General features: G+C 63.5%; 11 protein-coding genes. 1 reads left to right on the top strand and 10 read right to left on the bottom strand.

The genetic code is table 11. The annotated features are described in order from the left end of the window. Window positions 1–78 precede the first annotated feature (78 nt). Entirely contained in the window at window positions 79–909 is an 831-nt protein-coding gene (mazG, locus tag BLT42_RS03760) for a nucleoside triphosphate pyrophosphohydrolase (protein ID WP_091767118.1), read from the top strand. Here the strand turns inward: mazG and hflX are convergent. The 10 genes from hflX to dusB form a co-directional block, all read right to left on the bottom strand. Then, window positions 903–2,246, bottom strand: a complete 1,344-nt coding sequence (gene hflX / locus BLT42_RS03755; protein ID WP_091767117.1) for a GTPase HflX — start codon at window positions 2,244–2,246, stop codon at window positions 903–905. The genes mazG and hflX overlap by 7 nt on opposite strands. Beyond that, complete coding sequence (hfq, locus tag BLT42_RS03750) at window positions 2,243–2,518, bottom strand: RNA chaperone Hfq (protein WP_091767115.1); 276 nt, start codon at window positions 2,516–2,518, stop codon at window positions 2,243–2,245. Before hfq ends, hflX begins: the two co-directional genes overlap by 4 nt. A 106-nt stretch (window positions 2,519–2,624) precedes the next feature. Beyond that, window positions 2,625–3,473 (bottom strand): D-amino-acid transaminase, encoded by an 849-nt coding sequence (locus BLT42_RS03745; protein WP_091767113.1) that lies wholly within the window; start codon window positions 3,471–3,473, stop codon window positions 2,625–2,627. 4 nt (window positions 3,474–3,477) lie between these two features. Then, entirely contained in the window at window positions 3,478–4,881 is a 1,404-nt protein-coding gene (locus BLT42_RS03740; RefSeq protein WP_091767111.1) for a potassium transporter TrkG, read from the bottom strand. Between the two features lie 5 nt (window positions 4,882–4,886). After that, entirely contained in the window at window positions 4,887–6,260 is a 1,374-nt protein-coding gene (gene trkA, locus BLT42_RS03735; protein ID WP_091767110.1) for a Trk system potassium transporter TrkA, read from the bottom strand. Further along, the gene (gene ntrX, locus BLT42_RS03730) at window positions 6,257–7,669 is read right to left on the bottom strand and encodes a nitrogen assimilation response regulator NtrX (RefSeq protein WP_091767107.1); all 1,413 of its coding nucleotides are present in this window, start codon (window positions 7,667–7,669) and stop codon (window positions 6,257–6,259) included. The genes trkA and ntrX overlap by 4 nt, the downstream gene beginning before the upstream one ends. A gap of 3 nt (window positions 7,670–7,672) precedes the next feature. Beyond that, window positions 7,673–9,886, bottom strand: a complete 2,214-nt coding sequence (locus tag BLT42_RS03725; RefSeq protein ID WP_233342298.1) for a sensor histidine kinase — start codon at window positions 9,884–9,886, stop codon at window positions 7,673–7,675. A gap of 104 nt (window positions 9,887–9,990) precedes the next feature. Next, window positions 9,991–11,247, bottom strand: a complete 1,257-nt coding sequence (locus tag BLT42_RS03720; RefSeq protein WP_091767101.1) for a sigma-54-dependent transcriptional regulator — start codon at window positions 11,245–11,247, stop codon at window positions 9,991–9,993. After that, window positions 11,244–12,299, bottom strand: a complete 1,056-nt coding sequence (locus BLT42_RS03715; protein WP_091767098.1) for a two-component system sensor histidine kinase NtrB — start codon at window positions 12,297–12,299, stop codon at window positions 11,244–11,246. The genes BLT42_RS03720 and BLT42_RS03715 overlap by 4 nt, the downstream gene beginning before the upstream one ends. After that, window positions 12,296–13,300: a tRNA dihydrouridine synthase DusB gene (gene dusB / locus BLT42_RS03710; RefSeq protein ID WP_091767095.1), complete on the bottom strand. Its 1,005-nt coding sequence runs from the start codon at window positions 13,298–13,300 to the stop codon at window positions 12,296–12,298. The genes BLT42_RS03715 and dusB overlap by 4 nt, the downstream gene beginning before the upstream one ends. Window positions 13,301–13,333: the final 33 nt, after the last annotated feature.

The following is a 13,333-nucleotide window of genomic DNA, read 5'->3' as shown; positions in this document are numbered from 1 at the left end:
TGCCGCATCACCCATCGAATATTGCCCCCGATCCAGGCTAGGTTGGCGCACCGCCAGCCAAATCGAGTCGCTATCGCCATGCCCAACGCCCCAGACGCCGCCCTCGCCCCGATCGACCGCCTGATCGAGATCATGGCGCAGCTGAGAGCGCCGCAGACCGGCTGCCCCTGGGACCTTGAGCAGGACTTCAAATCCATCGCCGCCTATACGGTGGAGGAGGCCTATGAAGTCGCCGACGCGATCGAGCGCGCGCAATATGATGAACTCAAGGATGAGCTGGGCGATCTCCTGCTACAGGTCGTGTTTCACGCTCAGATGGCGCAGGAGCTCGGCCTGTTTGGCTTCGACGAGGTTGCCGCTGCCATCAATGACAAGATGATCCGGCGTCACCCGCACGTCTTTGGCGATGCGGTTCAGCGTGACAGCGCCGCCCAGACCGTTGAATGGGAGGCGCAAAAGGCGCGCGAACGCGCTGCCAGCCGCAAGGGCGACGGGGTTCTGGCCGACATCCCCCTCGCCTTGCCGGCCGTCAAACGCGCCCAGAAACTCCAGGCCCGCGCCGCGCGCGTCGGCTTCGACTGGCCTGACGCTGAACAGGTGTTCGACAAGATCACCGAGGAAATCGCCGAGGTGAAACAGGCGATTCGGTTAAACGATCCGGAAGAAATTGCGGAGGAAATCGGGGATTTGATGTTTGTTTGCACCAACTTGGGTCGCAAACTCAATGTAAATGTCGAAGCCGCGACGCGCAGCGCCAACGCCAAGTTCGAACGCCGGTTTGGCTATATCGAACGAACCCTCGCGGCCAAGGGCCGACGGCCCGAGGATGCGTCACTGGAGGAAATGGAAGCGTTGTGGGGCGAGGCCAAACAAATCGACAAGGCTGCGAAGCGGCAGCCCGGTCAGTAGTCCTCGATTTCCAGCGGCGGCAGGAAGCCCGCCAGCTCCGGAAACAGCGACCGGAAACGACCCGCATCGGATGGCGACAGACGTACGCGCATCGTCGTCTCGCCGGTCTCGCCATTCATCGTGTCGCTGACGACTTCGCCATGTTGGTGAAGCCAGGCCAGCGCCTTGGCCTGGTGCGGCGCCAGGTTCAGTAGCAGAATTTCGGAATCCGCCGCCAGCGCGGTTTCGATGGCGACCAGCAGCTCGTCCAGACCTGCGCCTTCAATCGCCGAGATCGCCAGTTTTACCGGATGGCCCGCCTTGGTGTTGGCAATCTCCAGCTTCAGGGTCACATCATCGCCGGTCTCGTCATCGAGCCGGTCAATCTTGTTCCAGGCTTCGATCATGCGTTGATCATGATCCGGGCCGGCCTCGATTTCATCCAGCACACTCTCGACATCGCCGATCCGGCCGTCGCGGTCCGGGTCGGAGGCATCGATCACATGGATCAGCAGGTCCGCCTCACGCACCTCTTCCAGCGTCGCCCGGAAAGCGGCGATCAGCTCGGTCGGCAAGTCGGTGATGAAGCCCACTGTGTCGGAGAGCAAAACCTTGGTGCCACGCGGCAATTCGAGCGCGCGAACGGTGGGATCAAGGGTCGCGAAGGGCATGTCGCGGGCCAGTACATCGGCACCGGTCAGGCGGTTGAACAGGGTCGACTTGCCGGTATTGGTATAGCCCACCAGGGCGACGACCGGGATCGGCACTTCCTGGCGCTTGGAGCGATGCAGATTGCGGGTACGGCGCACTTCATCGAGGGCCCGGCGCAGCTTGACCATCTTGTCGTCGATGATGCGACGGTCGGTCTCGATCTGGGTTTCACCCGGACCGGACATGACGCCGCCACCGCCGCGCTGACGCTCCAGGTGGGTCCAGGTGCGCACCAGACGGGAACGCTCATAGGAAAGCCGCGCCAGTTCAACCTGCAACCCGCCCTCTTTGGTGCGGGCCCGCTGACCGAAAATCTCGAGGATCAGGCCGGTGCGGTCGATGACCTTCACATTCCAGGACTTTTCCAGATTGCGCTGCTGCACCGGTGAGAGGCTGGCATCGACGACGGCTACCGTCGCGTCTCCGGCGACGATCCGCTCGCGCAATTCCTCAACCTTGCCGGACCCGAAATAGCGGGCCGACTCGATCTTGCGCAAGGGTGTCACGAAGCCTTCTGCGACGATGAGGTCGAGCGCTTCGGCCAGGCCGCAGGCTTCCTCGAGGCGCGCTTCAGAGCGCGCCAGGCGATCCCGGGTGACGGGATGAATAATAATGGCGCGGATAGGTGGCGCCTCGCGTTCGATCAATCGTTGAAGCTCTCGGGCTCTGCTTCGTCATCATCGGTCCGTTCGGCTTCAAACAGCGAAACCGGCTGGGCTGGCATGATGGTCGAAATGGCGTGCTTGTAGACCAGCTGTGACAAGCCGTCCCGGCGAAGCAGGACGCAGAAATTGTCGAACCAGGTTACCACACCCTGCAGCTTGACGCCATTGATGAGGAAGATGGTGAGCGGGGTCTTCGTCTTACGCACAGAATTGAGGAAGACGTCTTGAAGGTTTTGTTTTTTATCTTGAGACATGATTGCTCCGCTTGCGCCGCACAATAATAGCGATTCGGCTGTCAGCGTATACAGCGCCAGGCCTTGGCCGCAACCACGCCGCTGAGTTGATTTGAACATCGCCCGGTCACAGGGATTCCAGATAGGCCTCCCGCAGCGCGATAGCGACCGATCCAGGCGCCCCATTTCCCACCGGCCGGCCATCAATACTGGTGATCGCCGTCACAAATGTCGTCGCTGACGTCATGAAGGCTTCGCGGGCCGTTTGCGCCTCCTCAACGGAAAAGGCCCTTTCCTCCACACGATAGCCCAGGGCGGCGGCGCGATTCATGATGGTCGAGCGGGTAATGCCATGCAGGATGGCGTGATCGGCCTGCCGCGTTACCAGCACCCCCTCGGCATTCAGGATCCAGGCATTGGTCGAACTGCCCTCGGTGACCTTGCCGGCTTCATCCACCAGCCAGGCCTCAGCCGCGCCGGCTTCGATTGCGGCCTGTTTCGCCAGGACATTGGGCAGGAGATTGACGGTCTTGATGTCGCAGCGCGCCCAACGCTGATCAGGCCGCGTGATCACCGCGACCCCATGATCCGCACGCCGGTCGGCGGCTGCCGGATCGAGACGTTTGGCGGTCATCACCACGGTCGGTCGGGTCTGGGCCGCGGGAAAGGCATGGTCCCGGCGCGCCCGTCCGCGCGAAACCTGAAGATAGACCAGACCATCCCGGACCCGGTTGCGGCGCAGAAGCTCGGCAATCACCAGCCGATAGCCGGCCCGGGATTTCGGATTGGTGATGCGTAATTCGGCGAGCGAGCGCTCGAGCCGTCCGAAATGCCCGTCAGCATCGAGCAATTCGCCCGAGCGCACGCTCCACACCTCATAAATCGCATCGGCGAATTGGAAGCCGCGATCCTCGATATGGATCAAGGCCTCGTCCTGGGGCAGGTAGCGCCCGTTCACATAGGCAAAACGCGTCAATGGCTCACTTCCTGATAAACAGCGCCCAGACAGCCGCCAGAGCTGCCAGCACCTCCAAACGCCCCAGAATCATGGCCGGAATGAGGACAAGCTTGGCGCCATCGCTCATCCGGTCCCAGTCCCAGCCGATCGCCGCCTCCTGGTAGAGCGGGCCGACATTCGCCAGCGCCGCCGCCATGGCGATGAAGCCATGCTCGAAATTGAGTCCGCTCAGCGTCAGCAAGATGGTCCCGATGCCCAGCGCAAACAGGAAGGCCAGGACATAGGACCAGATCGCGATCAGCGCCCGGTCGGGTGCCGGCCGCGCGCGAAAACTCATCGGGCGGACAATGGACGGATCGGCGAGCGTCGCCAGCTCGACGTCCATGCGCCGCCACAACAGCATGATCCGCGAAATCTTGATGCCGCCCGTGGTCGATCCGGCGGCACCGCCAATCATGGCGATGAAGATCGCCGCCACCAGCACCGGCATCGCCGCCGTGCCATAGGCATAGCCACTTGTGGTGACGACGAATACCGAGCGGGCTAGGTTCTGCAATAAATGCCCCGGGCTGGCGATGATGAAAAAGGCAGCCAGCACGGTGACGAGAATGGCGATCCCCGCCAGATCGATATCGAGCCAGGCCTTGCGGTCGCGCAATGCGTCCCAATACAGCGAGAAATTCACCGCGCCGACCAGGCAGCCCAGCATCACAAGGGTGATGGACACGGCACCGAGATGCTCATCCAGGCCGCCGGAAAACGGGGCATAGCCGCCCGTGGAAATCGAGCCGAACGCCAGGGTGATGGCGACAAAGGGCGCATTGCCCGTCAGGATGAGCGCCAGCCAGATGACGGAGGTCAGCACGGCATACACAAGAAAAATCCGGGTCGCGGCGAGGCGGAGGTGTGAGAAGACGTCATCGGGCTGGATCGTCAGCAGGGTTGAGCGGCGGATCGCCGGAATATCGCTGTCGAGCGCTGCGAATACCGCGATCGCCAGCAAGACCGTCGCGAACCCACCCAGCCAGGACAACACGGCGCGCCACAATACGAGCGAGCGCGGCAGGTCTTCGGGCGGCAGCAGGATCGCGCCCGTCGTCGTGACCGAGGAATAGGCCTCGAACAGGGAGTCGACCGGATCAAAATAGCCCGAAAGGTAAAACGGCACCGCGGCCAGCAGCGGGATGGTGATCCAGGCCAGCAAGCCGAGCACGAGGGCATCCAGGGCGCTGGCGCCCACGGGCATGCTGCGTGTGGCTGCGAGGATAAGGCATCCGGGAACCACACCGACCACCAGGGTCGCGCCAAACAACGGCGCCAGATGCCGCTCTCCAAGCCCAAAGGCCGCCAGACCGACAAGTGCGGCGACGAGTCCGAGGGCGACCCAGAGTGCGGCGAGTGGCCGGAGGAGTGCAGCCAGGGCCATGGCGTCTAAAAATACTCGAGGCTGACGCGGAAGAGATGCTCAACCTTGGGAATCAGCGCGGTATTGCAGAACAGAAGGACCCGGTCATTCTCGCGGATCCGGCCTTCATCGCACGCCAGCAGGACCCGGTCCCCGCGAACCACGGCACCCAGCGCCACGCCATCGGGCAGCTCCAGCTCGTTGAGCGATTTGCCGACCAGCGGCGAGGTCGACAGGGCAATCCCCTCAAGCGCCTCGGCCAGGCCGCCACCCAGGCTCTGCAAGCCGGTAATCCGTCCACGGCGGATATGCTGCAGGATGATCGAAACTGTCGTCGCGCGCGGGTCGATCAAAACGTCGATGCCGAGCGGTTCACGCAGGGATTCGAAGGCGCGCTCATTGATCAGGCTGAGCGCCCGCTTCGCCCCTTCCCGCTTGGCCATCACCGCCGACAGCATATTGACCTTGTCGTCATTGGTGACGCAGACCACCAGTTCGGCATCGGGCACGCCGGCCTCGCGCATCAGACGCGCATCCAGCCCGTCACCATGCAGGACAACCGTCTTTTTCAGGCGCTCGGCCGCAGCTTCCGCGTGCTCCTTGCTGGCCTCGACCAGTCGCACCTTGATGCCGCCGGCGCGTTCCAGCGCCCTGGCGACATAGACGCCGATATTGCCGGCGCCGATCACCACAACACGGCGGATTTTCTCGGCACTGCGCCCGAAAATATCGAGTACGCGCTTCACATGCGCGCTCTCGGTGACGACATAGACGTCATCGCCGGCCAGCAGCGGGTCGGTGCGCTTGGGAATAAACAGGGTCTGTTCGCGCTGCACGCCAACCACGGCGACCCGCAAGTCCGGAAAAAGCTCCATCAATTGCTCGGTCGTCGAACCGGCAACGGGCGAATTCTCATCCAGCCTCAGCCCGAGCAATTGCACCCGTCCGCCGGAAAAAACCGCCGTATTGAAGGCGCCCGGTGTCTCGACGCGCTGCAGGATGGCACGGCCGACCTCCAGTTCGGGCGAAATCACCACGTCGACGGGGAGATTGCCGGTGCTGAATAAATCCCCCCAGGCCGGGTCGAGATAATTCTGCGCCCGCACGCGGGCAATCCGCATCGGCGTATTAAACAGGGAATGCGCGACCTGGCAGGCCACCATATTGGTTTCGTCGGAATGGGTGACGGCTACCAGAAGATCGGCTTCCGCCGCGCCGGCGCGCTCGAGCACGTCGGGATGCGAGCCGTGACCGACAACACCGCGGACATCGAGCTCGGTGACAACATTGTCGATCAGCGATGTCGACCAGTCGACGACAGTGACCGCGTTGCCCTCACGCGCCAAGGCCCGGGCAATCCCGACCCCGACCTGCCCTGCCCCGCATACGATCGCTTTCATGGTGTCTTGTCCGTCTGACCGCCGGTCCCGGCATCCCGTGGATTGCCACCGACGCTGAGCGATTTGAGCTTGCGATGCAAGGCCGAACGCTCCATTCCGATAAAGGCCGCCGTGCGCGAAATATTGCCGCCGAAACGGTCAATCTGGGCGCGCAGGTATTCGCGCTCGAAATTCTCGCGCGCCTCGCGCAGCGACAGCGCAATCATCTTCTCCGCATCGAACCCGGCCTCAGCCGAATCCCGTGTTACCACTTCTGACGGCAGCGATTCCAGCGTGATCGGTGCGGTTTGCGACCCCGTCGCCAGGATGAGCAAGCGCTCGATATTATTACGCAATTGCCGGACGTTCCCGGGCCAGCCATGGGCTTGAAGCGCGGCCATCACATCCGCCCCGAAACTGCGCCGCGGCAAGCCGGCCGAATGCGTCAGGCGGGTGACGAAATGCTCGACCAGTTCAGGAATGTCCTCACGCCGCTCGGCCAGTGCCGGCACGACAACAGGAACCACCGCGAGGCGATGATAGAGGTCTTCGCGGAATTTCCCCTCCTCGATCCGGACGCGCAATTCCTGCGAGGAGCTGGAAATCACGCGCACATTGACCTCGACATCGGCGGTCCCGCCAATGCGCCGGAAACGCTGTTCGACCAGCAGGCGCAGAAGTTTTGATTGTGTCTCACGCGGCATGTCCGCGATCTCGTCGAGGAAGAGCGTACCGCCATGGGCGCGTTCGAGCAGACCGATGCGCTTGATCGTGCCGTCCTCATTCTCGCGGCCGAACAATTCCTCGTCAAACGCTTCAGGCGACATGCCCGGGGCGCTGACGGCAACGAAATCCGAGCTGCAACGCGGCGATTTCTCGTGGATCAACCGCGCCACGAGTTCCTTGCCGGCACCCGACGGCCCCTTGATCAGAACGCGGCTATTGGTCGGCCCGACGCGCTCGATCAATTGGCGCATCTGGACGATGCCGGTGGAATTGCCGATCAGCGCGTTCTGGACATCGCTGCGCGCGCGCAATTGTGCGTTCTCCGTGCGCAGGCGGCTGGTTTCCAGCGCCCGCGACAGGGTGAGCAGAAGCTTGTCGCTCTTGAACGGCTTCTCGATGAAATCATAGGCGCCCTTGCGGATTGCCGCGACGGCTGTCTCGATCGTACCGTGACCGGAGATGACAACAATCGGCAGATCCGGGTCGATCGCGCGAAATTCATCGAGCAATTCAAGACCGTCCAGCCGGCTGCCCTGCAGCCACACATCGAGGATGATCAGGGATGGCTGCCGGGCCTGGAATTCGCGCATCGCACCGTCGGAATCGGCCGCGCCACGCGTCTCATAGCCTTCATCTTCCAGCAGGCCGCCGATCAATTCGCGGATATCCGCCTCGTCATCCACAATCAGGATGTCACGTGCCATCGGTCAGGCCTCCTTCTTCGTCGGTAAATCTGTGGTGGAATCCTCGGCCAGCGGGAAAACCAGCCGAACAACAGCGCCCTGCCCGCTTTCCGGCAGGCCCAGTTCGAGGCGTCCCTTATGGTCTTCCATGACGCGCTTGACGATGGCGAGGCCGAGGCCGGTGCCCTTTTCACGTGTCGTCATATAGGGCTCGGTCAGACGTTCGCGATTGGCCGTTGGCCAGCCGAGCCCGTTATCGCAGACCTCGATCACCGCATAACCCTCTTCCTCGCGCAGCGAGACGCGGATCTGGCCCGGGCTGTCATCGCCGACGCCATTCTCCATCCGGGCCATGACACTCTCGGCGGCATTCTTGAGGATGTTTGCGAGGGCCTGACTGGACAGGCGCGCATCACACAGGGCGTGGATTGGTCGCTCAGGGCGCTTGAAACTGGTGTCGACCGACGGCGTCGCGACGCGCTGGGCGAAGGTCGCCGCCTGGGTCAGCTCGCTCATTTCCACCGGCTCCACTTTCGGCTCCGGCATCCGCGCGAAGGAGGAGAACTCGTCGACCATGCGGCCGATATCGCTCACCTGGCGGATAATGGTGTCGGTACAACGGTCGAACGTCTCGACATCCGTGAGGATTTCCTTGCGATACTTGCGCTTGATCCGTTCGGCGGAGAGCTGGATCGGGGTCAGCGGATTCTTGATTTCATGGGCAATGCGACGGGCAACCTCGCGCCAGGCCGCATTGCGCTGGGCGGTGACCAGACGGGTGACATCGTCAAACGTAATGATCAACCCGGCCTCTTCATCCATTGTCGCGCGCGCCGACAGATAGCGCATCTGCTCGTCAGCCGTCTTCAGATCAATCTGAGCTTCAGCAACATAACCCGGTCGACGACGGGCCTGGGCGACAATTTCGCTCAGCTCCGGGGCAATGTCCTCAATTCGGGCTCCGACCAGGTCGTCTGTGCCCGGATCGAGATGGGCGACAGCGGAGCGGTTGATCAATCGGACCCGGTTTTCGCCATCGATTCCCAACACGCCGGCGCTGACACCTGCCAGCACAGCTTCGGTGAAGGCGCGCCTCTGCTCGGACTCTGCGTGGGAAGCGATCAGCTCGCGGCGCTGGCTGCGCAATTGCCGGGTCATCCGGTTGAAGGCGCGGCCAAGGGCGGAGATCTCGTCATCCTCACGGCCCATCTGGACGCGGGCATCCAGATCGCCGCGGCGCACACGTTCCGCGGCGGCCACCAGCCTTGAAATCGGGGTGACCACGCGGGTCGCTGCAGACAGGGCCAGCCAGAGCGAACCGATCACGATCAGTGCCACCACTTCGGCATAGAGCAGGAAGAAGACGACGCGGGCCTCGCCCTCATGCTCACGCACCGTGCGAAGGGAGTCGCTGGCATTGAGAATATCGCGCCACAGGCTCATATCCATCTCGCGGGAGACGTAGAGATAGGCGCCTTCATAATTCTCCAGCCGGAACAGCATCCGCATCGCGTCGGCACTGCCTTCAATCCCGGCGCGCGTTGCAAACAGGGGCCCGGTGGTTCCGACACCGCCCTCCTCGGCACGCTCATACAGATCCGGCGTCGGCGGGATATAGACTTCATTCGGTCTGAATTCGGCTTCGGCCATCCGGGCGCCGCGGGCGTCCACGATATAGGCGGCGGCGAGTTGGGCGCGCGCCACATAGCTGGCGAAAATCGTATTGTATTGAATCCGGCTTGAGGTGAAGAGCGTCGCCGCTTCCTCATTATCGATCGCGCTGACCAATGCGGTCAGCCGCGAGCGGGTCACATTGGCTTCCTGGTAATAGACGTCCTGGGCCGTGCGTGAGGCGGTATCGACAAAACTGCTGACCTGTTCGCCAAACCAGTATTCCACGCCGCGCGTCAGGATCAGCCCGAGGAACATGGCCGCGAAAATCGCCGGCGCCGTCGCGGCCAGGGAAAACAGACCGACGAAGCGCAAGTGCAGGCGCGGAGCCGGTTCGCCAAACCGCCGCCCCCGCATCCGTCGGCGCAGGCGAATAAAGACGACCGAAGCGAGTGCGAAGAGAAGCAGGCAATTGCCGACCAGGATGGCCAGGGTCAGGCGATCACCGGGCTCGAGGACAGCGCCATCGCCGAGAATCGCGATCGCGGTCAGAACCACCACCGTCAATGACAACAGGAAGCCAATGCCAAAGAGCGCAGCAGAGCGTGGCGATACGTTTGTGATCAATGGTCCGGACGGCAATTTGTTCAACCATATCTTCCTTGGCAAGCCGGGCATCATTGCCCGCATGTTGCATCAAATCAACACCCGTGCCGCAGCAGCCACAAACCTCAGGATTTCCCGCTCAACTCGGTCAGACGCCGGGCCAGGGTATTGCGGTTGACCCCAAGCATTTCGGCGGCCTTCGATCGATTGCCCTCGGATCGGGCCAGCGCCTGCTCCAGCAGGGCGCGATCCAGCGCATCGCTCGCCAGCTGGCGTGCGTCCGGCGCGCCCAGTGCAGCGCTGGCCAGACGGGAGGCATGCGCTTCCAACTCATCCTTCTGATCGGGTTGATCGTGCATCATCGCGCGGGCGACATCGTCGGGACCCGCCAACCGCCCCCTGGTGGAGAGGGAGAGGCGCGAGAGAACGGCCCGCAATTCCACGACATTGCCGGGCCAGTCAGCCTTGTCGATCAAGGCCCGAGCCGGCGGTGATAATTGCAGTGTCACCTGGCTGTCGCGCGCGGCGAACTCACTCAGGAAGGCGTCGCACAGGACCGGGATATCGCTGGGCCGTTCGCGCAGGGGCGGCAAGGTCACCACGCATTCCGACAACCGGCCCAGCAGACGACTGTCGAGCGCTGCACTCCCGGGCGTGGAAAGTGTCGCGATCACGCGGCCCGTGCCCGTATCCAGCGCATCGCGTGCGGCACGTTGCTGCTGCGGCGACCATTCGTCGAGCCGCAGCCAGAGCAATTGTGCGGCTGCCGCCGTCGATTTGAAAATTTCCTCGGTCCGATGAGATGGCGTGATCAGCGCGACATCGTCGGGCTTCACGCCGCGCGCCCGCAGGAGGGCATTGGCCGCCTGGCGTTTCCCGGTTCCGGCCTCACCACTGATCATCACATGCGCGCCACTCGTCGCGGCGCGACCAATGGCCTTGAAGGTGGCCTGCATCGCCGAAGACTGGCCGATCAGTCCCGTCGGCTCCGCCAAATTCCCGTCTGGCTGACGGCGGCGGCTATCACCGAGCGCCGAGGCTATCGTGGTCAGCATCAGATCCAGATCAAAGGGTTTGGGGAGGTATTCGAACACGCCGCCCTTTTCGGCGCTGATCGCCGTACTCGCCGTGGTCTGGGCACTCATGACGATAACCGGCAGATCGGCCCGCAGCCGCTTCACCATCCCCAGGCTCTCCAGGAAGCTGGTGCCATCAAGCAGGACGTCGGCGAGCAGAAGATCGCCCTCGCCGGCGCGAACCCAGTTGAGTACGGCATCAATCGAGGCCGTGGCCCGTACCTGATAGCCGGCCGAACTGAGGGCCCGCGACAGGATGAGTTTGAGGCTCTCATCATCTTCGAGCAGCAGGATGCGGGCACTCATGTCAACTCTCCCCTGGAGATCGGCAGACGCAGGTTGAAGACGGTGCGGCCGGGCGCACTGTCATAATCGAGCTGCCCGTCATGCAAGGCTGTGATGCGAGCGGAAAAGGCCAGCCCCAAACCTTCGCCGGCCGGCTTGGTGGTGACGAAAGGTGTAAAGATCCCGCTGCCGAGCGAGGCCAGAATTCCGGCGCCATTATCCGTCACCGAGAGCAAAAGCGGTGCGGCGACATCGCCATTGCGACTGCGCGGCCCGGTATCGAAGCGGGTCGTGATCGTGATTTTCGGCTCGTTGAGGCCTGCGACCGCGTCGAGGGCATTCTGCAGCAGATTGACCACCGTCTGATGCAGCAGATCGGCATCGCCCCAGGCGTCCGGCAAGGATGGGTCAAAACGCTCCTCGATCATCCCGGCCGCGGCCGGATTGGCCCGCACCAGACTCTCGATCGCCGTCAGGGCCAGACGATTGGGATTGACCAGAGACAGGGCTCCGAGCTGGATATCGCCAACCCCGCTCCAGTGATCGGCCAGGCGGGTGATGCGGTCGACATCCTGGATGATAATGCGCGCCAGTTCAGCCGTGGCGTCAAGGTCCGTTTCCCGCTCGATCAGCTGGGCCGCGCCGCGCACACTGGCCAACGGGTTCTTCAGCTCATGCGCCAGCATGCGGCCAAATCCGAGCGCGGCGGCTTGCGACGCGCGCGGTCCGGTCTCGCAATGCGGCAATATCGAAAGCGTCACCATCTCAAGCTCTTCCGACCAGCAAGCGTGCAGATCACTGACGCCATTGGCCCCAAGCCCCTCGCCCAATGCGACAACCGTCCGGCGGTCGGCGGCGGCCTGTGCGACGCAATCCAGCAGACGCCCGCTACCCGGGAAAGCCAGACGCAGGTCGGCGCGTTGCAGGGTGCGAAGCGAGAGGCCAAACCATTCCTGTGCCGGCTGGTTGGCCCAGGCCAGACGTGGCTCGGCGGTGAAGACGATAATCGGGATAGCGGCCTGTTCCGCCGCGCCGAGCGCCCAGTCCGCCGCGCTGCGCGCCGGGCCTGTCATGCCGCGATCCGGCGGCCGGGTTCATGCTCCAGCAGGCGGTGAAGCGCGTCGCGGATGGCGGCGGGCTCCCTGGATCGGCACAGCACATCGCGGATGGCGGTCAGGCCCTCCGGGGCCATATGGCCGCCATCGAATTCGAGGAAAGAGGCGAAATGCTTGCGCATCATCCGTACGCCCAGGGCTTCGCCGTAGAATTCATACGCTTCGGCAGCCTGTTCCATCAGCGCCTCCACCTTGGTCGCCCAGGGTGTGACCGGCATGGTGCCAGTGAGCAGCCCCGCACCGATCTCGCCGACCAGCCAGGGGCGTCCCTGCGCTGCCCGCCCGACCATCACGCCATCCGCGCCCGACCGGGTGAGCGCCTCACCGGCCTGTTCAAGGGTCGCGATATCGCCATTGACCAGCAGAGGAACCTGCACCGCATCGCGCACGGCGCGCACCGCGCTCCAGTCGGCCTGACCGGTGTAGAATTGCTGCCGCGTGCGGCCATGCACGGTGATCATCGCAACCCCGGCATCGACAGCCCGCCGCGCCAGTTCCGGCGCATTGAGGCAGTCATGATCCCAGCCGAGGCGCATTTTCAGGGTCACCGGAATGGTGACCGCTGCCAGCGTCGCATCGATCAGCGTCATGGCATGGTCAAGATCGCGCATCAGGGCCGAGCCGGACAAACCCTTGGTCACCTGCCGGGCCGGACAGCCCATATTGATATCGACAATATCGGCACCGGCCGCCTGCGCAATGCGGGCGCCTTCAGCCATCCACTCCGCCTGACGCCCGGCCAGCTGGATCACCCGCGGCGCAAGGCTCGCATCGGCAGCTGCCTTGCGCACCATATCGATCCGGCCGCGCGCCAGCGCGTCACTGGCGACCATTTCCGACACCACCATACCGGCACCGAAACGCTGGGCCTGGCGGCGAAAGGGCAGATCCGTCACACCGGACATGGGTGCCAGAACCGCCGGAATCGCGATCTCATGGGGGCCGATGAAGAAACTCATGCGTCTGGACAATTCAACCGGTTGCAGCGTAAG

The organism is Maricaulis salignorans (genome assembly GCF_900103475.1).
GTDB lineage: Bacteria > Pseudomonadota > Alphaproteobacteria > Caulobacterales > Maricaulaceae > Maricaulis > Maricaulis salignorans.
This window is presented reverse-complemented; position numbering and strand designations above follow the sequence as displayed.

What these genes read in the sequence shown, in the direction of transcription:
- mazG (WP_091767118.1), top strand. Translation starts at nt 79, where the DNA reads ATGCCCAACGCCCCAGACGCCGCCCTCGCCCCGATCGACCGCCTGATC.
- hfq (WP_091767115.1), bottom strand. Translation starts at nt 2,518, where the DNA reads ATGTCTCAAGATAAAAAACAAAACCTTCAAGACGTCTTCCTCAATTCT.
- BLT42_RS03740 (WP_091767111.1), bottom strand. Translation starts at nt 4,881, where the DNA reads ATGGCCCTGGCTGCACTCCTCCGGCCACTCGCCGCACTCTGGGTCGCC.
- trkA (WP_091767110.1), bottom strand. Translation starts at nt 6,260, where the DNA reads ATGAAAGCGATCGTATGCGGGGCAGGGCAGGTCGGGGTCGGGATTGCC.
- ntrX (WP_091767107.1), bottom strand. Translation starts at nt 7,669, where the DNA reads ATGGCACGTGACATCCTGATTGTGGATGACGAGGCGGATATCCGCGAA.
- BLT42_RS03720 (WP_091767101.1), bottom strand. Translation starts at nt 11,247, where the DNA reads ATGAGTGCCCGCATCCTGCTGCTCGAAGATGATGAGAGCCTCAAACTC.
- BLT42_RS03715 (WP_091767098.1), bottom strand. Translation starts at nt 12,299, where the DNA reads ATGACAGGCCCGGCGCGCAGCGCGGCGGACTGGGCGCTCGGCGCGGCG.
- dusB (WP_091767095.1), bottom strand. Translation starts at nt 13,300, where the DNA reads ATGAGTTTCTTCATCGGCCCCCATGAGATCGCGATTCCGGCGGTTCTG.